This is a genomic window from Bradyrhizobium sp. ISRA436 (assembly GCF_029910015.1).
Lineage (GTDB): Bacteria > Pseudomonadota > Alphaproteobacteria > Rhizobiales > Xanthobacteraceae > Bradyrhizobium.
The window spans coordinates 5838254-5862672 of record NZ_CP094519.1 but is presented as its reverse complement, the minus strand read 5'-3'; the positions used below and the strand labels follow the sequence as shown (position 1 = coordinate 5862672).

Below are 24419 nucleotides of genomic sequence, written 5' to 3'. Positions count from 1 at the left end.
TCGCTTTCTGCCGATTTGGCAACTACTTGCAGAATTCCACATGCGATTCCCCTGCGATCCCGCCGGAGATGCTGCGGGCAATGTTGGCTGCAGGTACTTTATTCGACCCGCTCAGGGCGGCTTCTGATGGAGTGGCTGGAATGCGCCCTGCTGTTTCGCTGGTAATCGGAATCGACGTTGCCCCCAAGTTTTATCCAGTCCTGAGTTCGCCCTGGCTGTTGGATTTGCCCGGTCGGGCGGTGGGAGCGACGGGAGCTGGCGCGGAGCCTTCGGCATAGCGCAGCGCCAGATCCCGGCGCGGATGACAGGTGATGGCGAACTCGGACGGGGTCTTCCATCCGAGCTGCGAGTGCGGTCGTGTGTTATTGTAATCGGCCCGCCAACATCCGAGTGCGACGCGGGCCTGGGCCAGCGACGTGAACAGCGTCTCGTTCAACAATTCGTCGCGCAGCCGGCCGTTGAAGCTCTCGATGAAGGCGTTCTGCATTGGCTTGCCCGGCGCGATGTAATGCCATGCGACGCGGCTCTAATCGGCCCAGGTCAGGATGGCGTTGCTGGTCAGCTCGCTGCCGTTGTCGCTGACCACCATTGTCGGCTTGCCGCGCTCGATCACCAGCCGGTCCAGTTCCCGCGCCACCCGGGTGCCCGAGAGCGAGGTGTCGGCGACCAGCGCCAGGCACTCGCGGGTGCAGTCATCGACCACGGTCAGGATGCGGAAGCGGCGGCCGTCGGTGAGCTGATCCGAGACGAAGTCGAGCGACCAGCGGTCGTTCGGGGCCAGCGGCACCGTCATCGGCGCCCGGGTCCCGATCGCCCGCTTGCGGCCGCCACGGCGGCGCACCGCGAGCTTCTCTTCCCGGTAGAGCCGGAACAGCTTCTTGTGGTTGATTGCATAGCCCTCCCGCTTGAGCAGAACATGCAGGCGCCGGTAGCCGAAACGGCGGCGCTCTTGGGCGATCGCTCGCATGCGTTGGCGAAGGCCGGCATCGTCCGTCCGGATCGTCCGGTATCTCATGGTCATGCGGCAACAGCCGATGGCTTTACACGCCCGCCGTTCGCTCATCCCGAATGCTTTCCGCAGATGGGCGACAGCTTTCCGCTTGGCTGCGGGCGTCACCATTTCTTTCCCAGCAAGTCCTTCAGCGCGACATTGTCGAGCATGGCATCCGCCAGCAGCCGCTTCAGCCGCGTGTTCTCATCCTCCAGTGCCTTCAGCCGCTTGGCCTCCGAGACCTCCATCCCGCCGAACTTGGCTTTCCATTTGTAGATGCTGGCGTCGCTGACGCCGTGCTTGCGGCACAGATCGGCGACCGAAACGCCGGCCTCGTGCTCCTTCAAAATCCCGATGATCTGCTCTTCCGAAAAGCGGCTGCGCTTCATGCTCTGGTCCTTGTTCGTAGGCCAGAGCGAACTTCAACCTGGATTAAATCCGTGGGGCAAGGTCACCGGCTGTGCCGTCAGCTAGCGCATCCGCAAGTGCACCGAGGGGGCATTCGGCTGGATCAAAATGGTCGGTAGGTAAGAGAAGACCAGCTTCCGTGGCCATGATCGTGTCAAGTGGGCCTTTGCCTTCGGTACTGCCACCTACAATCTGGTGCGACTGCCCAGCTGATCGCGAAGGCAGGCTGATGGCCAAGATGCGCGGCTTCGCCGGCCGCTGGTGCATCATCGAAATGAACAACTGGAACAACGACTTCATCGATCTTGTCGAAGGGGCGCATCTCACCTTCGAGGGTAAGTCCGACGGGAAATTGCCTTCGGCGCGCGAGACGGTTCGGCCTGCGCAAAGTTCTCATGGGAGGGGCACGACGACAATGATCCCGCCTGCGATCGCGGATGTGCTATGATCGGCACTGTGGGCAGGCTCATCGGCCACTTCCACATCTACAATGGCGACGAGTCGGGAGCTATCGCTGAAAGTTGGTGACGGCGGGAATCGGGAAGGCGACATATTGTGGGGGTGCTTGACGCCTCCACTTCTCCACCCGAAATATGCCGTGTCCAAGGATAACATCATCAAGCTGATTCAGCCAGGAAACGTCGTCATCAACTCAGGGAAATCTTGCGTAATGGGGCGCGTGCTCTGCTGGCGCAGGCGGTCGAGGCCGAGGTCGCCGACTTTCTCGGCAAGCATGCCGATTTGAAGACTGCGGACGGCCACCAGCGCGTCGTCCGCCACGGTCACCTGCCAGGCGCGAGGTGATGACGGCATCGGTCCGGTCGCCGTCCGCCAACCGCGTGTGCGCGATCGCGAGGCGGCCGCCGCCGATCCCGACCGCATCCGGTTCTCTCCGTCGATCCTGCCGGCCTTACATGCGGCGGTCAGAGTCGATCGAGACGCTGCTGCCGATCCTTTTATCTGAAGGGGATATCTACTGGCGACTTCTCCGAGGCGCTAGCGGCGCTGCTCCGCAAGGATGCTGCCGGCTTGTCGGCATCCGCCATCGGCCGGCTGAAGGACGGTTAGCTCGACGAGCACACCGCGTGGCAGAAGCGTATCTGTCGGCGAAGCGCTACGTCTATATCTGGGCCGATGGCATCCATCTCCAGGCGCGCCTCGAAGACGAAAAGCAGTGCATCCTGGTGCTAATCGGCGCGACACCGGAAGGCCGCAAGGAACTGGTCGGCTTCACCGATGGCGCCCGCGAGAGCGCGCAGGACTAGCGCGATCTGCTGCTCGACCTGAAGCGGCGCGGGCTCGAAATGTCGCCGCAGCTCGTCATCGCCGATGGCGCGCTCGGGTTCTGGAAAGTCCCCGGTGAGGTCTGGCCGAAAAAGCGCGAGCAGCGCTGCTGGGTGCACAAGACCGCGAACGTGCTCGCCAAGTTGCCGAAGAGCCAATAGCCGAAAGCCAAACGCGCGTTGCAGGAGATCTGGATGGCCGAAACCAAGCCCGCCGCCGAGCTGGCGTTCGACGCCTTCATCGAGAGCTACGCGCTAAAATATGCGAAGGCGGCCGATTGCTTGAGCCAGGCCGAGACGAGCTGCTCGCTTTCTACGACTTCCCGGCCGAGCACTGGAAACACCTGCGAACGACCAATCGCATCGAAAGCACCTTCGCCATCGTGCGCCATCGCACGATCCGATCGAGGGCTGCCTGTCCAACAGGACCGCGCTCGCGATGGTCTTCAAACTGCTCGAGGGCGCAGAAAAGCTGGCGCCGCCTCGATGGCCACAACCAGTTGCCAAAACTCGTTCTCGGTGTGACATTCAACGACGGGATCGAGGTCATCGCCAAACCGACTGACCGTCAGCCCATAGCCGCCGCCGCCCGACCGGCCAGGCCGTCACGAAAATTTAGCGATAGCTTCGACTCGGCGTTCGTTTGCGAACGCGGCCGACGTCTTCAACAGCCTGCTCTCATGTTTGCAGTCGAGATCGTGGACGAGCATGATTTTCCTGGCTGCGCCAGGCGCCGGATTTCAGCGGCGCCAAAGCGGGAGGTGGGACAGAGACGACGGTTGAGCAAGCTCTCATGAGCGGGTTGGCTACCTCATGACCGTGGCTTCCTCTCGGGGCTGCCTCGGTTTAGAGGAGCCGCTGTGCGAATTTTTGCGCGAGTGAGAGATAAAAAAAGCGCAAACGGAATAGATCCGTGAGCAGAGAATTCTGCATCAATCCTCGCATGGAGCCTCAATGGGAATGGCAAATCCTACCTTGACGCGGTCCATTATAACCATTGTCTTGAAGCCCTTGATATCCGAATTCTCATAGAAGAATCGCCTAGTGAACTGCTCATAATCCTCCATGGTGCGGGCGGTAATGTATAGGACAAAGTCAGCGTCGCCAGTCACGTAAAACCCATTGACGACATCGATCGATGATTTGATGGCCTTCTTGAACCTGTCGATTATGTCTGCACGCTCACGCTCCAGGCTCACAAGCACAAGCATTTGAATAGGTCTTCCTACTGCCTTCGCCGAAACGATTGAGACATCGGCCTCGATGATCCCTTCCGAGCGAAGTCTCTTCAGTCGGCGTTGGCACGCAGTAGCAGAGAGCCCGGCAAGCTCGCCGATCGTCTCAGAAGTCAGCCGGTTGTTCTTTTGCACGATCTCGAGAATGCGGGCGTCTGTTCGGTCGTATTGCATATTAGGCTCCAGGTGAATTCCGCCGCAAAATGGCAGTGCGTCGCAGAAAACCATTTGAGCGATTGTAAAATGTGACGCAAATCTGCTTCCGACGACCAGTATCCTGATTGCTCGTCGAATTTCAACCTATGACCACTTCGGACTTCAATGACACTTGAAAATATTTGCCACGGAAGTTCCCATTCGGCTGGTCTCGCTGCGAGGTACCTACAAAACTTGCGGCGACGCGACTTTCTTGCCGGGGCCGCGCTCATCGACGGTCGCTGGGTTGCGGGTGAACGGCGGGGCGTCGTGGTTGATCCAGCTACTGAAGAAGAGATCGCGGATGTTGCTCGTTGCGGGGCCGTGGATATGAATCTGGCGATTGCAGCGGCAGAACGAGCCTTTTCTGCGTGGCGTGAATTATTGCCAGCTCGGCGGGGGGCAATTCTTAAATCCTGGGCATCGTTGATGCTCGCCCATTCGGACGAGCTTGCTGTCTTGGTGACGAGCGAGCAAGGCAAGCCGCTTGCCGAAGCTCGCCACGAGATTGCGTACGGCGCTGGATTTCTAGATTGGTTTGCTGCGGAGGGCGAACGCGCATACGGAGAGATGATTCCTGGCCACAAGCCTGCAAGTCTACTTCAGGTGCAAATGCATCCAATCGGCGCTGCGGCGGCGATCACTCCGTGGAATTTTCCGATCGCTATGATTACGCGAAAGGCTGGCGCCGCTCTGGCGGCGGGTTGCACGATCATAGTGAAGCCTGCTCTGGAGACGCCGCTCTCTGCTCTTGCTGTGGCCAGGTTGGCTGAAGAAGCTGGGATTCCGCCCGGTGTATTTCAGGTGCTTGTCGGTGATCCGATCGAGCTCTCGACGCCTCTGTTGCGCGATCCAAGAGTAAGGGCTCTTTCGTTCACTGGCTCGACCGAAGTTGGTCGTGTGCTCCTGGAGGGGGCGGCTCAAACTGTAAAGAAGGTATCCCTCGAACTTGGGGGGCATGCTCCGTTCCTCGTCTTTGACGACGTCGATCTCGGTAAGGCTGTAAAAGGGGCTATGGCCGCAAAATTTGCTACATCTGGTCAGGATTGCTTGGCGGCTAATCGCATCTACGTACAAAGGGGCATCTATAGTGCCTTCATCAAGGCGTTTGCTGAGGCGATAGCGCGGCTCAAAGTCGGTCACGGTCTTGATCCGGCAACAGATATCGGGCCGATGACGAAGTTGTCGGTGGCCAACAAGTGCAGGGCGCAAATCGACGATGCGCTGACAAAAGGGGCGCGCTTCATTTCAGCGACACAAAACCAAACCCTAGGCCAGAATTTCGTCCTGCCAACGCTGCTAAGTGACGTCACCGACGACATGCTCATTTCTCACGAGGAGACGTTTGGGCCGATAGCCGCCGTCCTGCCGTTCGACACCGAAGAAGAAGTGATCGTTCGCGCCAATGCAAGCGAGATGGGGCTCGCTGGGTACGTCTACACGGACAGCCTCCGCCGAGCGCTCCGCCTTTCCGAACAAATCGAGTGCGGCATGCTCGGTATCAACACGGCGTCATTCACGGGCCCGCCTATTCCGTTCGGCGGATGGAAGCAATCTGGGCTCGGCCGCGAAGGGTCGCGGTATGGTTTGGCGGAATACATGGAACTGAAATACGTCTGCTTTGGCGATTTGGCGGGTTAGGAGAAAACAGTATGAGTGATATAAAAACAGTCGCTGAACGAGATCGCTCGACCGTCTTGCATCCCTTTACCCAACTCAAGGAGTTTGCCAATGGAAAGCTTGGTGATCCGACGATCATCACTGGAGGAAAGGGTATCCGCATCGAAGACGGGCAGGGGCATAGCTACATCGACGGTTTCGCTGGACTCTACTGTGTTAACATTGGATACGGTCGTACCGAAGTAGCTGAGGCCATCGCGCGGCAGGCGTACAAGCTTGCATACTATCACACATATGCGGCGCACACGACCGAAGAGCTGGCGACTCTGTCGGATCGCCTTGTGCGGATGGCGCCAGGTAAGCCGAGCAAAGTATTCTACGGCTTGTCCGGATCAGACGCCAACGAAACTCAAGCAAAGCTCGTTTGGTATTACAACAACCTCCGAGGTCAGCCCAAGAAGAAGAAGATTATCTCACGCGAGCGCGGCTACCATGGTTGCTCGGTAATTTCCGGTTCGATGACCGGTATGTCGTTCTACCATGATTACATGGACCTTCCCTTCCCGGGCATTTTGCACACGGGGACGCCGCACCATTATTGGGGCGCTGAGCCAGGCGAGACTGAAGAGTCGTTTTCTCGTAGGCGTGCAGCCGAACTAGAAGAGCTCATCGTACGAGAGGGACCGGAAACGATTGGCGCCTTTATTGCTGAACCGGTGCTGGGTACCGGCGGCATCACGCCGCCTCCGACGGGATACTGGCCTGAAGTACAGGCTGTGCTCCGGCGCTACGACGTTCTTCTAATCGCCGATGAGGTCATTTGCGGATTTGGTCGAACCGGCGCCGATTTTGGTAGCACGCTATACGGAATCGAGCCCGACCTCGTAACAGTCGCCAAAGGCCTGACGTCGGGTTACGTGCCGCTGTCGGCAGCGATTGTTGGCGAGAAGGTTTACGCGGTCATGGAGGAGGCGGCCGATCGTGTCGGAGCATTTTCGCACGGATACACCTATTCTGGCCATCCGATTGCGGCCGCTGCCGCTAACGCAGTCCTCGATATTGTCGACAAGGAACGGCTAAGCGACCGCGCGAGAATAGTTGGAGCGCATTTCCTTAAACGACTGAAGGAGCGGTTTGCACAGCTGGAGATCGTAGCTGAAGTTAGAGGCGTGGGTTTACTTGGCGCTGTTGAGTTCGTTGCCGATCGCCAGACGAAACGACGATTTGACTCGCACCTCAAAGTGGGCGCGCGCATCTCGAAAGCTGCTCGTGATCGGGGGCTTATTGCGCGAGCAATGCCGTATGGCGACATTCTTGGTTTTGCACCACCGCTCGTTGTATCCGAAGGTGAAATAGACGAGATTGTTGATCTGGCTTATCGAGCGACCAAGCAAGTCATGGACGAGCTTGCAAAGGATCGGCAATCGCTTGAACGGTAGATTGCTGCAGGCAGGCACTGGCAAGTCGGACGCGATCACGCGAATGCTGCGCAGTGATTCAGGTCGGATCACTGCCAGCCTGATTCATTGCGCAAGAAGGATATGCGGAATGTCAGCGGTTCCGGCGAACCTGATCAAGATCTTCGTATGACAGCCTCAGCTTTTAGCGAGCGCGCTTCATCTGACCCTCGCCAGCCGAGGCGCGACCTCTGGTTCGCAGCTAGCGCTTCCCTATGATCCCCCTTGTCCATTGTAAGGCTCGCGCAAGAGGGATCGAGATGATATTCCAGAATTGTGCTCTGATGCCGCACATGACTATTCAACGACGTGATGTACCCGCTACGGGTGCGGCGCGAATGGGAATGAGATTCTTGTAGGCCCGCTTGCGTCGAAGGCGTGTCCCATCAACTCTGTGTAAAACCCATCCAGCCACTCCGGTTAAGGACTGTACGCCAGCGCTTGCGCACGAGACCGGACGCTTAGTCGGCCGTGAAAAATCTCCCAAGCCTTTGAGTGGGAGTCGAATTTCCGCCAGGCCGGCATTTGAGATCGCCAGCTTTTGGGACTTAAGGGCCCGAAGGCTTGCAACTTGGTTTTTGCGTGTCCCTCGAATCAGAAGTCCCATTCCGTAGTCGCATCGGAGGGACGATGCGATCGAAGGGGCGACGCGCCACCGGCGAGGCCGATCTCTTGCGCTCGCGGCTGGACGCGATCATCGGCATGGGGCCACCCGCTGGCGAAACTGGCACCGACGATCGACTGGTCGCTCCTCGAGCAGAAGTTCGGCGCGGTATATGAGGACAAGACGGGCCGCCGCCGCTGCCGACACGATTGATGGCGGGATTGGCCATCCTCAAGCACACCCACGACCTCTCCGATGAAGCGTTGTGCGAGCGCTGGGTGCAGAACCCCGATCACCAGTTCTTCCGCGGCGAGGAGTTCCACCGGCACGGTCTGGTGTTCGATCGCTCCTCGCTGACGCGCTGGCCAGCGCATGGGCGAGGAGCGGTTGCAGGCCCTGCTCCAGGAGAGCCTTTCGGTCGCCACCAAGACCGACGCGATCAAACCGTCCGACCTCAAGCGCGTCATCATCGACACCACGGTGCGGGCCAAAAACGTGATGTTCCCGACCGATGCGCGGCTGCTCAATCGCACCCGCGAGATCCTGGTCCGGCTCGCCCAGGGGGGCGGCATCGGGCTGCGGCAATCCTGTGCGCGAGTGGGCAAGTTCGCCCTGATCAAGCATCAGCGCTATACCCACGCCAAGCAGTGAAAGCGCGCCAACAGGGCCTTGAGGAGGCTTCGAACTCATCTCGGGCGCGTGATCCGCGACATCGCCTGGAAGAGCGAAAGCAACGCCGACTTGCTCCCTGAGTTAGCGCTCAGTCGCATGCCGGCACTGGCGCGACGGGTGCTTGACCGTAAGCAGCACCAGCCCGGACCGAAGGTTCTATTCGCTGCATGCGAGGGAGGTGAGCGCATCGGCAAGGACAAGGCCCCACCGGCCTTACGAGTTCGGCGTCAAGCTCTCCGTGGCCACCACGCTGGCGCACGCCAAGGGCAGCCAGTTCGTTACCCATGTGATGTTGATTCTGAGTAATTCTCCCCAGAAGTGCCGTTTGAAAAATCCCTAGTTGATCGTGTCGCCCATCCTCAGGGCGCGCCCTGAGGATGGGCGGCGGATCGATCACCCGATCATGCTCTGCCAGAACGAGGGAGCGGGTTTGGTGATCAAACTTGGGAAGTCATCATGATACTTGATCTTCATCGGCAGGGACTGACGGTCTCGACGATCGCCCGCGAACTCGGGATCGTCTGGAAGACCGTTCGCAAATGCATCGCGCCTGGCCTGGAGCCGCCGGTCTACGGTCCGCGCAAGCCGCGCCGCGGCTCGGCCGTCGACTCCGTCATCGGCCATCTCAAATCCGAACATCGAATGGGCCGCAAGTATCTTTGGCACCGCCAGGGCGACGCCGCGAATGCCGTTCTCGCCGCCGCCGGCTATAACTTTCGCCGACTCATCAAATGGCTGAGCCTTCTGCTGTTCGAAATCCTCGCTGGGCTCAGCCTCGGACCGCAGCTCATCGCGGCCTGAAATCTCAGTTCTTTCACGGTCGACCAGTTAGGCTGGGCTAATGCTGCTCAAAAGGGCGCGACGCGCAGAAATTCCTCAGTATCACGGAAAATCTAGCGAAATGCCGACGCGTATTTCGGATAGTGTCTTGAAATGTTCAGCCAGTCCTCCGGTGACCGCGGCCATGCGCCAGCTCGGCGACGGTCAGTTCGACATGGGTCCGCCGGCCTGTGGCCGAAAAGATGTATTTGGCGAGATCGCGGAAGCTGTCGAAATGTCTAAGCTCAGACTTCGCGAGAAGCCGCAGGCCGAGCTCGACGCAAATGTTGAACAGAATCGTACCGCGACCGAGCGTCGTAAGATCGATATCGGTTGGCTCGCCAACGTATTACAAACTGCCGCCGACAAAATCATCGACACTTGCTCGTTCGCCTCCTCAAAACTTGAAGGCTCCACTCGCAGCCGGAGCGGCTTAGGTTGGTATGTCAACATCAGGGGCTTTCACGGGGAAGACACTAGCCCCAGACCGATGGACGGAAGGCAAAGGCTCGGAGACAATGAACAGGGGGAGACGCGTAGATGCAGACGTAATATCGCCAACTACGTTTGCACCGCTTAAAAATCCGACCTTTCGTTCGATCTGGATTGCTACGCAGGTCTCCAACCTCGGCTCTCACATGCTGACCGTCGCCATCGGCTGGCTGATGGCTACGATCTCGACTTCCGATCTGATGGTGGCACTAGTTCAGGGTGCATCGACGCTCCCCGCATTCATAATATCGGTCTTCGCTGGGGCCATCGCCGATAATTTCAACCGTCGCAGAGTCATGCTGGGCGCTCAGTGCCTGATGACGGCAGCATCTGCGATGCTCACAGCTCTGATAGCGCTGGGTTTTGTCGATCCGTGGATCATCCTCGGCTTCAGCTTTCTGATCGGATGCGGCGCCGCTTTCAATAATCCGGCGTGGCAGGCGTCAGTCGGCGATATTATAAATAGACGTGACCTTCCAGCTGCCGTCGTGCTCCTCTCTGTCGGATTCAACTCTGTCCGAAGCGTAGGTCCGGCGCTGGGCGGCGTCATTGTTGCCTGCTTCGGACCTCTGACGGCTCTCACGCTAAACACTTTCAGCTATTTGACTCCACTGGGGGCTATATGGCGGTGCAGGTGGAAGCTTCGCTCCTCACCTTTCCCGCCCGAGTCAATGATCACGGCGATCTATGACGGGGTGCGCTTCACCGCAATGTCTTCGGAAATTAAGTCAGCGATCGCGCGCGGAACCCTCTTTGGGTTGGCAAGTATCTCAATACTTGCGCTCCTTCCTCTGGTTGTTCGCGATCAGTTAACGCGGGGACCGGTCGCATACGGTATCCTGATGGCTGGTTTCGGGACCGGCGCCTTTATCGCCGGCGTCTCCAATGGCCTCTTTAGGCAAATCCTATCTCAAGAACGGCTGATAACTCTCGCATGTGTCGCCTGCGTGGCATGTTCCATATCCTTGGCTCTGACCTCTGCACTCGCAGTAGCGGCAACCGCACTTGCCCTGGGCGGCGCGGGTTGGGTCGTCGCCTGGTCAGGGCTTGCTGTGAGTGTGCAATTGGCAAGCCCGCGGTGGATCGTCGGTCGCACTTTGTCAATTTATAATGCTTTGACGTACGGCGGCATCGCGGCCGGCAGTTGGGTTTGGGGCGCAGTAGCCCAAAAGTATTCTCTGACTTGGGCATTGGAGGGCTCCGCTGGAGCTCTGCTGCTGGTGGCCGTGACCGGGCTGCTGGTGCCTATCCGCGAGTGTCGAGAATCAGACCTCGATCCGTCGGGGGGATTCGACGCGCCGCCAGTCGCCATCGATCTGAAACCGAGAAGCGGTCCTATCGTGGTCAATATCGAATATTTAATACCGGAGGAAAATGTCGAGCCTTTCCTGGCGCTAATGCGTGAACGACGCCGTCTGCAGAGCCGCGTCGGTGCTCGGCACTGGACCCTCGTGCGTAACCTTCAAGCGCCCTCACAATGGACAGAGACATTCCGCACCCCAACCTGGATGGATTACCTTCGCCTAAACCATCGCCTTACGACGACGGATAAGGAGCTGGACGAACGCGTCTTCGAATTGCACGCTGGAGAGTTCCCTCCTCGGCTCAAACTTTCGATCGAGCGACCGACAGGCCCTGCTCGCAGCCTCGATAAATCGACGCCGTTTGTCTCCCAATCCTTGACCAGTTAAAAAGCCCATCGATTGGCAGGATCGCGGCGTCACAGGCTTTCCGCTAATCGCATTAGCATTGCTATTGATCGGATGAGGCGATCATCTCGGTAATCCAACGACCAACTCCGTGACGCTGACAGCAAATGCGCCGATCATTTCACATATTTGAATGTGCCTGACCTGCTCCCCCTAGATGTCCTCAATTTCGGGTGGAGGCCGTTCTCGAACGAGACGGACATGCGCAAGAGCAGATTCAGCTTAGAAGCACGCTGCCGGGCTGTCGGTCGGTGAGCTGTGCCGCAAGTACGGCATCAGCCCATGCAATGTCCCACAATTAGCGATCTCTCTATTGCGAAATGGGAGCCTCTGACGCCCGCAAGCTGTAGCGCTGGAGGACGAAAACCGTGGGCTGAAGAGGCCTGCGGATTCCGATGATCGCGCGCAGTTATTCCAATCGGATGCCGCGCAGCGTTCCAATCTGATCGCGCGCATGTGAAGCACCCGATCGTTAAAGGCAATTGGCACTATCGTTGGCCCGTGGTCAAGCGGCCGCCGAAGAGATCACGTTGGTGTCGCTCGATGGAGCGAAGCTGACTGGCCGCGCACCCCCAACAGTGCCGTAGCGGCCGGTCAGCTTCGCGGGCCGCAGTCTCGGTCGTCATCGGGCCGACGATGTAGTCAAGGCCGAGGAAGAACCGGCGGGCGACGCATGGAGTCACCGTTCAGTTCGAGCCTGTGAGCGTTGTGAAGCAGGCGATCAAGTATGGCATCAGCGTAAGTTGGGTCGTTTATGAGCTCATGCCATTTGGCAATTGGAAGCTGGCTGGTGACGAGTGTTGATCGACGGCCGTAGCGGTCCTCAAGGATTTCGAGCAGATGATGCCGGGCATTGGCGTCGATGGCCTGGAGGCCCCAATCGTCCAAAATCAGGAGCTCGACCGCGGCGATGCTCTTCATCCGCGAAGTGAGTCGGCCGTCGCCCCGGGCAAGGTCCAGTTCTTCGAACAACCGCGGCAGCCGGGTGTAAAGTACCGAGTGGTTGTCCCGGCAGGCCTTGTGACCAAGCGCACAGCCAAGCCAGCTTTTCCCGACGCCGGTTGGCCCGACAATGGCACAATTCTCGTGGTTCTTGATCCAGTCTCCCTTGAGCAGCATGTCGAACAAGCGGCGGTCGAGCCCACGGGGTGCGCGGTAGTCGATATCCTCGGGCACGGCATGATGACGCAGCTTTGCCTTGCGAAGACGAAGCGCTAGGCGCCGGTTGTTACGCCAGGTCGCCTCATGGTCCAGCAGCAACGCCAACCATTCGGCGTGAGCGAGACCGTGGACCTCCTCGTTGTCGGCGAGGCTCGTAAAGGCCTCGGCCATGCCGGTAAGGCCGAGCCGGGTAAGCAAGTTGAGTGTGGGGTGTGTCAGCATTTTCTTCCCTTTTAGTGGTAATAGTCCGAGCCTCTGATGTTGGTGTGTAGGATCGGCTCGCGCTCGGGGGACGCGGGCGTTGCAACACGATCGAGCCCCTTCTCGAGGATCGATTTGACGCTTGGGTAGTTGCGAGCCTGGATCTCAATCGCACGCAGCGCGGCCGCCTCGAGGCGCTCGGCGCCGAAGCGCTTCTCAAGCCGGATGATCCCCAGGCACGAACGATAGCCCTGTTCGGGATGCGGCCGATCCTCGATGATCCGGTCGATCAGCAGGCGCAGCATCGGGCCGATCCGGCTTGCCTCGCTGCGGATCTTTGCCGGCGTCCACTCGCCATAGCGCCGGTGGCTGGAAGGCATGTGGGCGCTGATCGTCGTGTGCCGCCCGTTGCCACTGCCGCGCATGTGCGCGGCGATACGCTCGCCCCCCAGGAAGATTTCAACCGTTCGCGCACAGATCCGCGCTTCGACCTCGCGACGGGCGAAGCGATAGGGCACCGAGTAGTAGTGTCGTTCGATCTCGACGTGATAGTCGAGCCCGACCCGGCATCGGCGCCATTCGGCATGGACCCACGGCTCGCCGGGGAGCGGTTTAAGATTCGGCGCGTCAATTTCCTCGAACAGCTGGCGCCGCGTGCGGCCATACTGGCGCAGTACCCGTCCGTCATTGAGCTTGGCCAGCCACTCGGCAATCGCACCGTTGAGTTCGGCCAGGCTGTAAAAAGTGCGGTTACGCAGCCGCCCTAGCAGCCAGCGCTCGATGATTCCGACGCAGGCCTCAACCTTCGCTTTGTCTCTCGGGCGACGCGGCCGTGCCGGCAAAATCGCCGTGCCGTAATGCTGCGCCATATCGCTGTAGCTGCGGTTGACCATAGGGTCGTAGAGGCAGGCCTTGATCACCGCGATCTTGGCGTTGTCGGGTACCAGCAGTTGTGTCGCGCCGCCAAAAAAGCTGAAGGCCGCGTTATGTCCCTCGATCCAGTCGCCGAGTTGCTCCGTCCACGTCGCTAGCGCGAACGACAAGCTGGATGCGCCCATGACCGCGACGAAGATGTGCGCGTCACGCACCTCGCCAGTCCTACGGTCAACCACCGGCACCTTGTCGCCGGCATAGTCGACAAACAATTTCTCGCCCCCGCCGTGGTGATGGCGCATCACCAGCGGCAGCCGGCCTTCCCAGTTGCGGAACAAGTCACAGAAACGGCTGTACCGGTACCCGTCCGGATGCTCTGCAATGTACTCGTCCCACAGCACCTGCAAGGTCACATGCTTGCGCTTGAGTTCGCGGGCAATAACGGACCAGTCAGGCTCAGCCACCTTGCGGCGACCCGGCTTCACGCCAGGCATCCCGTACAGCAGTTGCTCCAGCTCGGCGTCGCTTATCGCTTCAGGGACTGGCCATGCCAGATCCGCGCGCGCAAACCGCTTCAGCGTGTCACGTACCGCCGTCGCCCCGATGCCGACGCGCTCGCCAACCACGCGTGTCGAGAGCCCAGCCTCAAGGCTCAACCTCACAATCTCGCGCACCTGGCGCATGATAACCCTCCTCGTCGGCATCCAATCCTCCCAGCTGCTTCCAGCCGAAGAAATGGCCCAACGATCGGGCCTCACACCATCCGAAACTGCGCGCGATCAAATCGGAATGCTGCGCGGACAATGCTCGGAATGCTGCGCGCGATCATCTCGGAACCCTGCGCGCCATCAAGTCGGTACGGTGCGCACCATCATCTCGGAATCCGCAGAGGCCTCTGACGGAGTCGATGCTCGACGTATCAACGCGAAAGGAGATGCTCGGAAAGTACTTCTGACGCCCAGCTTGCGAAGACGTGTCGTGAGGTGGGCGATTAGCTAGAAGCAATACTCGCCGTGGCAAGCTAGTGCGCTCGTCGGTCCGCATCCGAGGATCTATCGCTATGTCTTGACGAGGCCGGATGAGAGTGCCCTGCGGACCAGTCTGAAGGAGCTGGATTCTCAGCGCCGCCGGTTCGGCTATCACCGACTCGGGTTGTTGCTGGCCCGGCCGGGGCATCCACCTCAATCACAAGAAGCTCTACCGCCTCTACAAGGAAGAACGGCTGACGTGCGCAAGCGTGCTCTCGGCACCAGGGCGCCGGTCGCAATTCGCGCAGGATGGACATAAGCGAGGACAACTTGGGGAGCGGCTCATGCCTGCCAGCTACTTCACCCTCGAGGTCTCATTTCGGGCCGCCTAGACGCCACATCTCGGTCGGGAGCACTACGCTCGCATTTCGTTTCTCCACAGGCCGCCCCGGTCTCGCCTTGGACTTCCAGCTCCTTCAGACGCTGGCAGCAATTGCACGACGTGCTCCTCACTTGGCAGTCATTTAGGTGCGAACATGGGAGGCTTACACCTCGGAGGACGGCGCGGGATTGCTGCGGCCGGAATGGCTTTCGTGCGAAAAGCCGGCGAATTCCGGCATTGAATTGCAGAATATTCCTCTGAATAGCCGATAATCTGATTAGAAGGACACTCTCGGAAACCGGGATGCTGGCAAGCCTGTTTCTCGACTGCAGGGCCGGCCTAATCGAATCTATCTCCCATTTATCCTGGCACGCCAGCGATTACGGGTGTGAAGATATTTAGATAAGAGGGATCTGGCGCATCATTATGTTTAAGAAGAAGAAAACTCCCGACCAGTTGCGCAATGCTCGTTGGTTCGCGCCAGATGATCTTCGTTCGTTTGGGCATCGATCTCGTCTGATGCAGATGGGGTACGCACCAGAGGAGTGGAAAGGGCGGCCTGTAATCGCCATCCTCAACACCTGGTCCGATGCCCAGCCTTGTCACATGCACTTCAAGAGCCGTGTCGACGACGTCAAGCGCGGCATCCTTATGGCGGCCGGCTTGCCGATTGAGTTGCCTGCTTTATCGCTGTCGGAGTCGCTTTTGAGGCCGACTCCGATGCTCTACCGCAACATGCTGGCGATGGATGCGGAGGAACTGCTGCGCGGTCACCCGGTCGATGGAGTCGTGCTGATGGGCGGCTGCGACAAGACCACGCCCGCGCTTTTGCTCGGCGCCACCAGCATGGACTTGCCGGCAATCTATCTGCCGGCGGGCCCAATGCTGCGAGGGAATTGGAAGGGCAAGACGTTAGGATCCGGATCGGATGCATGGAAATATTGGGATGAGCGGCGAGCCGGAACGATTTCGGAAGAAGACTGGGTCGACATGCAGGCGGGCATCGCCCGGAGCTACGGTACCTGCATGACGATGGGCACCGCGTCTACCATGACTGCCATGGCAGAGGCCATTGGCATGGCGCTCCCGGGGTCTTCGTCTATCCCGGCGGCCGATGCTAACCACATTCGCATGGCATCGGAATGCGGTCGCCGCATCGTCGAAATGGTCTGGGAAGATCTCAAGCCCAGCGTGATCCAGACCCATAAAGCCTTCCAGAACGCGATCGTCGTAGCGATGGCGATGGGCTGCTCGACCAACGCGATCATCCATCTGATCGCGCAAGCCCGTCGGGCTGGCCACGATATAGGACTCGACGATTTTGAAAGGGCAAGCCGCGAGGTGCCCGTTATCGCCAATGTGCGCCCGAGTGGTAGCACCTATTTGATGGAGGACTTCTTCTATGCCGGCGGCCTTCCTGGCCTCATGAGCCGAATTAAGTCGCATCTGCATCTCGACTGCCTCACGGTGTCTGGCAAAACGCTGGGCGAAAACATCGCGCGGGCCGACGTCTACAACGACGATGTCATTCGCCCCATCGATAGGCCGATTTATCCTGAGGGCGCACTTGCAGTCCTCAGGGGGAATCTGGCGCCGGATGGCTGCGTGATTAAACCTTCCGCCTGCGATCCCCGCTTTCTCAAGCACACGGGTCCGGCGCTGGTGTTCGATGACTATCCTGCGATGAAGGAGGCGACTAACGATCCCAATCTGGATGTGACCGCCGATCACGTCCTAATCTTGCGCAACGCGGGGCCGCAAGGCGGCCCGGGGATGCCGGAATGGGGGATGCTGCCGATCCCGGTAAAGCTTCTCAAGCAGGGCGTTCGCGATATGATGCGGCTTTCGGACGCTCGCATGAGCGGCACTTCTTATGGTGCGTGCATTTTGCATGTGGCGCCAGAAGCGTACATCGGAGGACCGCTCGCACTCGTGCGAAATGGGGATCGTATATCGGTAGATGTAGCCGCGCGGCGTATTACTCTCGATGTGCCTGAAGCCGAGCTTCGCAGGCGCCGTGCCGAATGGAAACAACCGCAGCGTCGTTTCGAACGTGGTTACGGCTGGATGTATTCCCGCCATATCAAGCAGGCGAACGAAGGCTGCGATTTCGATTTCCTGGAAAGCAGTTTCGGTGGCCCTGTGCCCGAGCCCCCGATCTACTAGAAAAGAATTCGGAAAAAGGAACCTCACGCTATGACGCGGCCAGACTCAACTGAACTCGTCCACATAAAGTACTCGCATATGACATGGCTGCGAGCGTTCATTCACAACGGCGGCGAATTCTTCGCCTGTCGGTTGATTACATCAGCCGATGATCCACGAGGGCCGGGTCCAGCGATCAGCAAGACGCTCCAGGCCGGTATTACAATGTATGACGGTTGCTCCATCGAACAACCTCCACCGGTTATGCATGACGAGACATTCGTTGTGCTGGGTGGCATGGTTCGGATCCTTACGGGCGATAACTACTCTCGTTCCATCGAAGCGAGGCCCGGCGACGTGCTTTGGCTACCGAAAGGGGCCTTTTGGAGGTTTGAAGGTGAGAAAGGCAGCATATTTTATGTCGCATACCCGGGTGACCCGCGCATGCGCACTCCAGCGGCACCGACTGATGGACCATCGCCTGAAGTGCTCCATCTAAGGAGCCAGGAGATGGTATTTTCGCAAATTCATCTACGGTCCGGCGGTCTTGCATCTAGCTGCCGCCTGATCACTCCCGAGATCTCCAAGACACTTAGTGTTGATATCCATACCTATGATGATTGCTCCATCGAAACAACCGCGGCATGTGACGAGGCCATCGTAGTGCTTGAGGGAGCTCTGCGGATCCTCACTGGTGACAACTACAGCCGTGTTATTGAGGCGAAGTTTAGTGATGTGATCTTGGTACCTAGAGGCGTCCAGCTGAAATACCAAGGCGATAAAGCAAAAGTATTTCATGTCGCACATCCCCCACTTCGGCACGCGCAGTGAGGATGACGCGCCCTTGGACGGGCTGAAGCAAAGACGAGGTGAGTGGATGAGCGAAGTGCTTCTCATTAAGAGCGAGGAAATGGTTTTCCAGAAGATGGAAACCAATACCGGTTACGCATCCAAGTGCATGTTGGTCACACCGGAGATCAGTAATACCGTCGGCGCCGGAATTCATACCTATGATGGCTGCTCCATGGAATGGAAAACGCATTACGATCAGGCACTTGTTGTGCTTGAAGGAACTTTGCGCATCCTGACAGGCAAGAATTACGGCCGCGAAATTGAAGCGGTATTCGGTGACGTTATGTGGTTCCCGAAGGGCACTCGGCTGAAATACCAGGGCGAGAAGGCGAGGGCCTTCTCCGTGGTCTACCCCGTCGACTGGCGTACGCGGAACGAGGGTGAAATTCCCGACGCGACTGAGGAAGTGATCCATGTCCGCGGCCGGGATATGCTCTTTCAGCAGATGCATATTCACTCTGGCGGTTATGCGTCGACCTGTCCGGTAGTTGGGCCAGCTACCAGCCGTACCCTCGGTTGCGGGATAGCCACCTATGATGGCTGTTCCATCGACTGGAGGTCCCACTACGACGAGGCGCTCGTCGTTCTTGGTGGCAATTTCCGTCTCCTGTATGGCGAAGAATGTGACCGTGCGATCGAAGGGAAGCGCGGCGACGTCTGCTGGATTCCCAAGGGGGCGCGCGCGAAGTACCAGGGCGAGAGGGCGAGCATCTTCTGGGCGACCTTTCCTGTCGATTGGCGCACGCGTCTCGACCCGCATTCTGCCATTTCGAATGCAATGACTTACGCGACAGCAGTCAAACCGAAGTAATAAATGGATTTAGTGGGTGTCATGCAATGAAGAAGGACGAAGCCTTGATCGAGGGCAAGGACGAGCCAATCCTCCTAAAGTGGTCGGAGCGTATTCCCCGTTGGCGCGAGTCGGTGCTGCCGTTGGCGGACAAACCTGGCTGGGCTCGGACTGGGCTCGGCGCGACTCTCGGCGGTGAAGCTATCAGGATCATGGCCGTTCATCTGCCCTACGGGCAAGCCAGCCCTTGGCATTCGGCTAGATGGGAGCAGTATTTTCTCCTCTTGGATGGAGCGCTTGAGGTTGGACTTGGGCCAAGCCCCGATAAAATGAAACATGTGCATATGGAACCGGGGGATCTTCTCTATTTTCCGGTCGGCATAGGGTTTGACTACCGCAATATCGCCAATGACGGTACAACCGTCATTGTGATCGGTGGTAAAGTCAATGGAGCCTGGCCGACCGAAACGACGTACCTATTCCCGGGCGAGGACAAGCCGTTCTCGCGGCCCTGGTAAAAACCGTGAGGGGTCTCTCAAAGCTTGGCCATTAGTGCAAGGTAAGGCTGTGATCGGGAGAGCCCCTTACTCGCCGAAAGGCGACGGTATGCACCGGGGCAGTGAAAACCAGGGGAATGCAAGCATTCTGCGGCCTATTCGGAAGACCCTTCGAGTCGACAGTTGCGTGCCGGAGTGCGTCTTCACAATCGCCATGCCCCTCTGCCTCAGGATTTTCGCCTGATCGCACTGCAAAGGCAGCTTCCCTATGAAGACTGTTAAGTTAATGAAATTATTAAAGCGCAGTTTTAGCATTTTTCCAACGCGCACTGAAATTTCCCAACGCATTAGATCTTTGAATAGCTAATCTGATTTTGATTCGCTCGCCGCGGCCCAGGACCGTCGGACGTCACTCGGTAGTGCGGTGCAGACGTCCGCTATTCGGCGAGAGATAGATCGATGAGCGGAAGCGATGGGATTGTTCATCCCCTCGACAAACGCGAACGCCACGAGTCGCGTGTCGGCCTGCGTCTTAAAGCAACTGCTCGCGGTGGAATGAGTAGAACACTTCTCGCAGACGGCATTTTTGTGGCCGTCGCTGACGGAGCTGACTGACGCGCACAAAACATGCGGTCGCAACAGAGTTTACGCAGATTTTTAAAAGCGGGCAGGCGAGATGAGCAAAAAAAGTCGGCCAAATTTGGCAAAAGTCTTGCCAGATCTTGCGGCCTCCTAGAAAGCGTGAATTGTCTTCGTCATATCGATACGGAACTGCACCGCCTTGTCGAACCGGAAAGCATTCAGTCCGGAGTGTTCAAGGATATCTGTGGGCGGGCTGCTTTCCGTCAATATCATCCCGTGCGACCGCTGTTGCCGCGGTGGCGGTCTGGCGGGTGTGCGCTTGGCTCCGCGTTAACCCGCAACATCGAGGGCGTCACGTACTTGAGGCTCGAAAGCCGCGTCTTGCAAGCGAGATGCGAATCACGGTCCCCGATCTCACCGGCTCCCGGATGGACGACACTGCGATCGCCGAGCTCGGCCATCTTGGGCAACCAAAACCACGTAATCTGTGACCATCAGCAAAAGGACCAAGACAATGACCATCATCAAAGGGCCGCAAGCTTTCCCGAGAAGCGAATATTTGCGCAGGCTCGCGGCGGTAAAGTCGGCAATGGCGCGACTCGAAATCGAGACTCTCTTCGTAGTCTACCCGGCGAATCTCACTTACCTGACGGGCTACATCGGGGGCGGGTGGCCGACTACGGTCCCGCACGGACTTGTTGTTTCAGTTCACAGGGAGGAGCCGATCTTCATCCTACGCAAGATGGATGTGCCCGGAGCCCTTCATCAGGCATTCCTTCAGCACGGCAACGTAATTGGCTATCCGGAAGACTTGGTCGCCAAACCTGGTGCGGATGGCTACGACGCTGTGATCGACTTTGTCAATGAACTCGGCGCTGCAAATCGCGGCTTGGGGCTCGAACAGAATGTTCTTCCGACGCAGACAATAGAAAAGTTTAAGGCGCGCCTGCCGAATGCGAAGGTCATCGACTGCTCTAGTCTAGTGGCCTGGGTTCGGATAATTAAGTCAGAGCTCGAAATTTCTGTCATGCGGGAAGCCGCCGCGATCACCGATGCGGCAATTGCGCGGGCAGCGGAGGTGATCCGCCCGGGTGTGCGAGAAGCTGATGCGGCCGCCGAGATAATTGGAACGTTGATCCGCGGTGTCAACGGCAAGGGGGGGTCGGGCATTCAAAACTTTTTCTTGTGCGCCTCGCCGCGGGCCTCGACTCCGCATTTTGCATGGACCGACGACGTTTTTGGCCCCGGCTCCCAGATCAATCTCGAACTTGGCGGCAAACGTCATGGCTATTGTGCCGCAATCATGCGCACCTTCTCGATCGGCAAGCCATCGGATCGTTTGCGTCGTATACATGAGGCGGAGGTGGCCGGCCTCGAAGCCGCGCTTGGCAAAGTCCGGCCCGGCGCAACCTGCAGCGACGTCGCTAATGCGTTCTATCGCACCATCGAGAAGCAGGGCTTTAGTAAGGAGTCGCGCTGTGGCTATTCCCTCGGTATTAATTGGGTTGAGCAGACCGCGAGTCTCAGAGATGGCGATACGACAGAGCTGAAGCCGAATATGACTTTCCACCTGATGCTGGGCAACTGGGTCGATGAGGATTTCGGCTACGTACTCGGGGAATCATTCCGTGTGACTGAGGGCGGCTTCGAAGTGCTTACAAGTACACCCCGTAAGCTCTTCGAACTCTAGCTGAGCCTTGCCGAGAATGTACGTACGGCAGAAGCCCTCCAGCCGAGCTCGGCGAGTCATCCGTGCACCCGTTTCGAAAGCGCCAAGTTTGGTGTGACAATGGATTCGAGGCGGGTCATGGACACGCGGAGGTTACGCCGTGCGCCTGATCCAGGGAGCGAGGCGTGCCGTATGCGCAGCCTCGCCAGATTGGGCGTACCAGTCGTAAGAGCGGGACTAGGTCAAGAAGTTTGACCGAGGATTCAGGACGCGGCTCCCCTTGCCACGGGTAGATGAAATTGGAAGAGTTGGAGATTGCGCGGCTTAAGCGCTTAGTCATCAAGCTCGAAGCCAGGGGCGACGCCGTGGCACAGAGCCACGGGCTTAGGGCCCTCGCCGACGCCGCGGCTGCCGCCATATGGGTGAGCGGCAAGCCTCCGCCGACGGTCCGAACGTGTGCTCGATCGCACCTTTGCTCGCTCCCGCTCCGAACCTTCGATGGATGAATTAACTTACATCTTAGCAGCTGAGAACTGGCTCTACGTCGCGGCGGTATCGGAACTGTTCTCGCGGCTTTCGACACTGAGCCTCACCAACTCGCTAGATCTAAGTATTGGAAGCGGCAAAGTTGAAGATTCTCTGCGCCTGGATGGCTTTAACTATCCACTGGTGGCCCATTCCGAATCGCTTTGCCTTTTAGTCAGGAAATTAATGACTGATTCGGCCGTTGAACCGGGTGTTGCAGAAAGGCTAATCGATAAGATCGAGCAGTCCGTTGGGAGTATCGAGATCTTTGTCAACAGCGGAGGAAACTAACACGTCTCCTCGACAACGGGTGTTTTTCTTGATCGGTGGAATGCCGTGTTCGCGGTCAATCTCACGGCGACATTTTGACCATTCCGGGGACGTTCCCAGGCGGAATTGGTTCTGACAACATGAAGGAGGCAATGCAAATGAGGAAGATCGAAACAGTAATCGAAGCGAAAGATGAGCCGATACTCATCCCCTGGGCTGAGCGGGATTTAAATTGGCGCGAGTCGTCCATACCTTTTATCGACAAAACCGGTTGGCACGGAGCGCTCATTAGCCCGAGCATCAACGGCACAAATGTTAGATTCTTCCCCTACTACTTGCCGTTCGGGCAGGCGAGACCCTTCCACATAGCAGAAAACCTGGAATTGGTAGTTTTTCTGCTTGAGGGCCAGATAGAATTTGGCGTCGGCCCGAATGCCGATCAGCTTCAGTACTTTCGGCTCGGCAAGTACGACACCCTTTTCGTTCCTAGTGGCAAGGGAGTTGACTACCGTAACATAGGCCAGACCGGTGCTCGGTACGTAATGGCCAATAGCCCAACTCGTGAATGGCCAAAAGAATGCATCTACAATATACCAGGCCAGGAGAAGCCGTTCGCGCGAAAATTTTAGGCTTATTTGCTCGACGTAACGGGTCGACACACCAAGAACATTGCACGAGCTTGGAAGCGGGCCCATTACAGGAACGAACAGCATAATGACTGCAGCAGCCCGTTAGGGCCAGCGAGTGGCCCGCCCAGCTTCAGCGCTGCCTTCAAACTTGCATATCATTTTTCGAGAAGCACCACATCGGACGAGGACCACGAAACTTGCACACGCGCTCCTCGCTCGTACCTCGATTGGGCGCGGCTGGACACCATCTTCACCGTAATGTTTAAGCCGTTTCCGGTGTCGGCAGTCACACGAGTCATGCCACCGATGAATGAGCTGCTTGCAATTTCGCCGCACAGGACATCATTCCCGTCGTCAACGAGCTCTTCTATGCCGCTGATCCGCACTTTCTCAGGGCGAACCATAAGGATCAACTCCGAACCTTCGGTTCGTCTGGCGCCGGGAACGGTAATCAACCGGTTTCCAGCGATCGCTATCCGACCATCATCAGTCACTCGTCCGCTAATGAGGTTCGATTCGCCGATGAACTCTGCCACAAAACGAGTGCTCGGCTGGAAGTACAATTGATCCGGCGTCCCAAGTTGGGCGATTCCGCCCATGTTCATCAAGCAAATCCGATCGGACATGTTGAGCGCCTCTTCCTGATCGTGAGTGACGTAGATAAAGGTTGTACCAATCTCCTTGTGAAGACGCTTGATTTCGCCCTGCATCTGTTCGCGCAAGTTCTTATCCAGCGCACCCAGCGGCTCGTCCATCATAATGATGGCCGGTGAATAAACGATGCAGCGTGCGATGCCGACGCGTTGCTGCTGGCCTCCAGACAATTGGCGCGGCTTTCGATCCTCAAACGCACGAAGGCCGACACGCTCGAGCGCCTCCGTCACCTTGGAGCGGATCGTCTCAGATGGTTGACGGCGCACGCGCAACGGAAAAGCCACGTTTTCAAACACGGTCATATGCGGCATCAGCGCATAATTCTGAAATACCATGCCGATCCCCCTGTCGCGTGGAGGCATTCGGGTTATGTCGCGCCCATCTAGGAGAATGACGCCTGTCGTTGGCCCGATCGCGCCTGCGATTAGGTTGAGCAATGTAGTCTTGCCAGAGCCTGACGGACCTAGCAGAGTCAGGAATTCGCCCTTCTCCACTCTGAGGTCGGTCGGATGCAGCGCGGTCACCGGGCCGAACTTCTTCGATATGCCGTTCAGTGCGATCGCGTGAGCCATGTGATCGCCAGGACCTGCCTGCATCCGGGTCACTCCTTGACCGAAATGGTGCCGGAGAAGCGCAGATATCTGCCGCCCGCGTACACCATCCGGCCGGTTATTTGGCTGGATGTTCTCAATGGATTCCCCTTTCCTTGTCTGAGCCACGCGGAATTGCCTCCTTG

The 24419-nt window shown here is 58.2% G+C and carries 15 protein-coding genes and 7 pseudogenes; 17 read left to right on the top strand and 5 right to left on the bottom strand.

The features are described 5' to 3' along the window. Positions 1 to 50: 50 nt before the first annotated feature. Positions 51 to 162: pseudogene (locus MTX23_RS27335) on the top strand (transposase); the annotation flags it as partial. A 28-nt stretch (positions 163 to 190) separates the two neighbouring features. On the opposite strand, the pseudogene MTX23_RS27330 reads toward MTX23_RS27335, so the two are convergent. After that, positions 191 to 1380, bottom strand: a pseudogene (locus MTX23_RS27330) (IS3 family transposase). A 67-nt stretch (positions 1381 to 1447) separates the two neighbouring features. On the opposite strand from MTX23_RS27330, the pseudogene MTX23_RS27325 reads away from it, so the two are divergent. The 3 pseudogenes from MTX23_RS27325 to MTX23_RS27315 all read left to right on the top strand — a co-directional run. Continuing rightward, positions 1448 to 1612: pseudogene (locus tag MTX23_RS27325) on the top strand (IS5/IS1182 family transposase); the annotation flags it as partial. Positions 1613 to 1628: 16 nt separating this feature from the next. Next, positions 1629 to 1927 (top strand): annotated as a pseudogene (locus tag MTX23_RS27320) (hypothetical protein). 70 nt (positions 1928 to 1997) lie between these two features. Continuing rightward, positions 1998 to 3272: pseudogene (locus MTX23_RS27315) on the top strand (IS256 family transposase); the annotation flags it as partial. A gap of 342 nt (positions 3273 to 3614) precedes the next feature. Here the strand turns inward: MTX23_RS27315 and MTX23_RS27310 are convergent. Continuing rightward, positions 3615 to 4091, bottom strand: coding sequence for an Lrp/AsnC family transcriptional regulator (locus tag MTX23_RS27310; protein ID WP_280973268.1), 477 nt, complete (start codon positions 4089 to 4091; stop codon positions 3615 to 3617). Positions 4092 to 4238: 147 nt separating this feature from the next. On the opposite strand from MTX23_RS27310, the gene MTX23_RS27305 reads away from it, so the two are divergent. The 6 genes and pseudogenes from MTX23_RS27305 to MTX23_RS27280 all read left to right on the top strand — a co-directional run bounded on the left by MTX23_RS27305 (position 4239) and on the right by MTX23_RS27280 (position 11467). After that, a complete protein-coding gene (locus tag MTX23_RS27305) occupies positions 4239 to 5753 on the top strand; it encodes an NAD-dependent succinate-semialdehyde dehydrogenase (RefSeq protein WP_280973267.1) in 1515 nt (504 codons plus the stop codon). Between the two features lie 11 nt (positions 5754 to 5764). Beyond that, positions 5765 to 7171 carry an aminotransferase gene (locus MTX23_RS27300; RefSeq protein WP_280973265.1) on the top strand — a complete coding sequence of 469 codons (1407 nt, stop codon included), beginning with the start codon at positions 5765 to 5767 and terminating at the stop codon, positions 7169 to 7171. 648 nt (positions 7172 to 7819) lie between these two features. After that, positions 7820 to 8742: pseudogene (locus MTX23_RS27295) on the top strand (IS5 family transposase); the annotation flags it as partial. Positions 8743 to 9044: 302 nt separating this feature from the next. Next, positions 9045 to 9266: pseudogene (locus MTX23_RS27290) on the top strand (IS5/IS1182 family transposase); the annotation flags it as partial. A 40-nt stretch (positions 9267 to 9306) separates the two neighbouring features. Further along, positions 9307 to 9864: a hypothetical protein gene (locus MTX23_RS27285; protein WP_280973264.1), complete on the top strand. Its 558-nt coding sequence runs from the start codon at positions 9307 to 9309 to the stop codon at positions 9862 to 9864. After that, positions 9803 to 11467 carry an MFS transporter gene (locus MTX23_RS27280; protein WP_280973263.1) on the top strand — a complete coding sequence of 555 codons (1665 nt, stop codon included), beginning with the start codon at positions 9803 to 9805 and terminating at the stop codon, positions 11465 to 11467. The genes MTX23_RS27285 and MTX23_RS27280 overlap by 62 nt, the downstream gene beginning before the upstream one ends. 660 nt (positions 11468 to 12127) lie before the next feature. Here the strand turns inward: MTX23_RS27280 and istB are convergent. Together istB and istA are read right to left on the bottom strand one after the other, a co-directional pair. After that, positions 12128 to 12868: an IS21-like element helper ATPase IstB gene (istB, locus tag MTX23_RS27275; protein ID WP_280973262.1), complete on the bottom strand. Its 741-nt coding sequence runs from the start codon at positions 12866 to 12868 to the stop codon at positions 12128 to 12130. Between the two features lie 11 nt (positions 12869 to 12879). Beyond that, positions 12880 to 14403 (bottom strand): IS21 family transposase, encoded by a 1524-nt coding sequence (gene istA, locus MTX23_RS27270; RefSeq protein ID WP_280973261.1) that lies wholly within the window; start codon positions 14401 to 14403, stop codon positions 12880 to 12882. A 1093-nt stretch (positions 14404 to 15496) separates the two neighbouring features. On the opposite strand from istA, the gene araD reads away from it, so the two are divergent. The 7 genes from araD to MTX23_RS27235 all read left to right on the top strand — a co-directional run bounded on the left by araD (position 15497) and on the right by MTX23_RS27235 (position 23029). Continuing rightward, the gene (araD, locus tag MTX23_RS27265) at positions 15497 to 17236 is read left to right on the top strand and encodes an L-arabinonate dehydratase (RefSeq protein ID WP_280973260.1); all 1740 of its coding nucleotides are present in this window, start codon (positions 15497 to 15499) and stop codon (positions 17234 to 17236) included. 30 nt (positions 17237 to 17266) lie between these two features. Then, positions 17267 to 18046 carry a hypothetical protein gene (locus MTX23_RS27260; RefSeq protein ID WP_280973259.1) on the top strand — a complete coding sequence of 260 codons (780 nt, stop codon included), beginning with the start codon at positions 17267 to 17269 and terminating at the stop codon, positions 18044 to 18046. Between the two features lie 46 nt (positions 18047 to 18092). Next, positions 18093 to 18878: a hypothetical protein gene (locus MTX23_RS27255; RefSeq protein WP_280973258.1), complete on the top strand. Its 786-nt coding sequence runs from the start codon at positions 18093 to 18095 to the stop codon at positions 18876 to 18878. 26 nt (positions 18879 to 18904) lie between these two features. Beyond that, complete coding sequence (locus tag MTX23_RS27250) at positions 18905 to 19375, top strand: cupin domain-containing protein (RefSeq protein WP_280973257.1); 471 nt, start codon at positions 18905 to 18907, stop codon at positions 19373 to 19375. Positions 19376 to 20450: 1075 nt separating this feature from the next. After that, positions 20451 to 21626, top strand: a complete 1176-nt coding sequence (locus MTX23_RS27245; protein WP_280973256.1) for a Xaa-Pro peptidase family protein — start codon at positions 20451 to 20453, stop codon at positions 21624 to 21626. A 477-nt stretch (positions 21627 to 22103) separates the two neighbouring features. Continuing rightward, positions 22104 to 22421 carry a hypothetical protein gene (locus tag MTX23_RS27240; RefSeq protein ID WP_280973255.1) on the top strand — a complete coding sequence of 106 codons (318 nt, stop codon included), beginning with the start codon at positions 22104 to 22106 and terminating at the stop codon, positions 22419 to 22421. Between the two features lie 137 nt (positions 22422 to 22558). Continuing rightward, entirely contained in the window at positions 22559 to 23029 is a 471-nt protein-coding gene (locus MTX23_RS27235) for a hypothetical protein (RefSeq protein ID WP_280973254.1), read from the top strand. A gap of 155 nt (positions 23030 to 23184) precedes the next feature. On the opposite strand, the gene MTX23_RS27230 is transcribed toward MTX23_RS27235, so the two are convergent. Further along, complete coding sequence (locus MTX23_RS27230; protein ID WP_280973253.1) at positions 23185 to 24279, bottom strand: ABC transporter ATP-binding protein; 1095 nt, start codon at positions 24277 to 24279, stop codon at positions 23185 to 23187. Between the last annotated feature and the right edge of the window lie 140 nt (positions 24280 to 24419).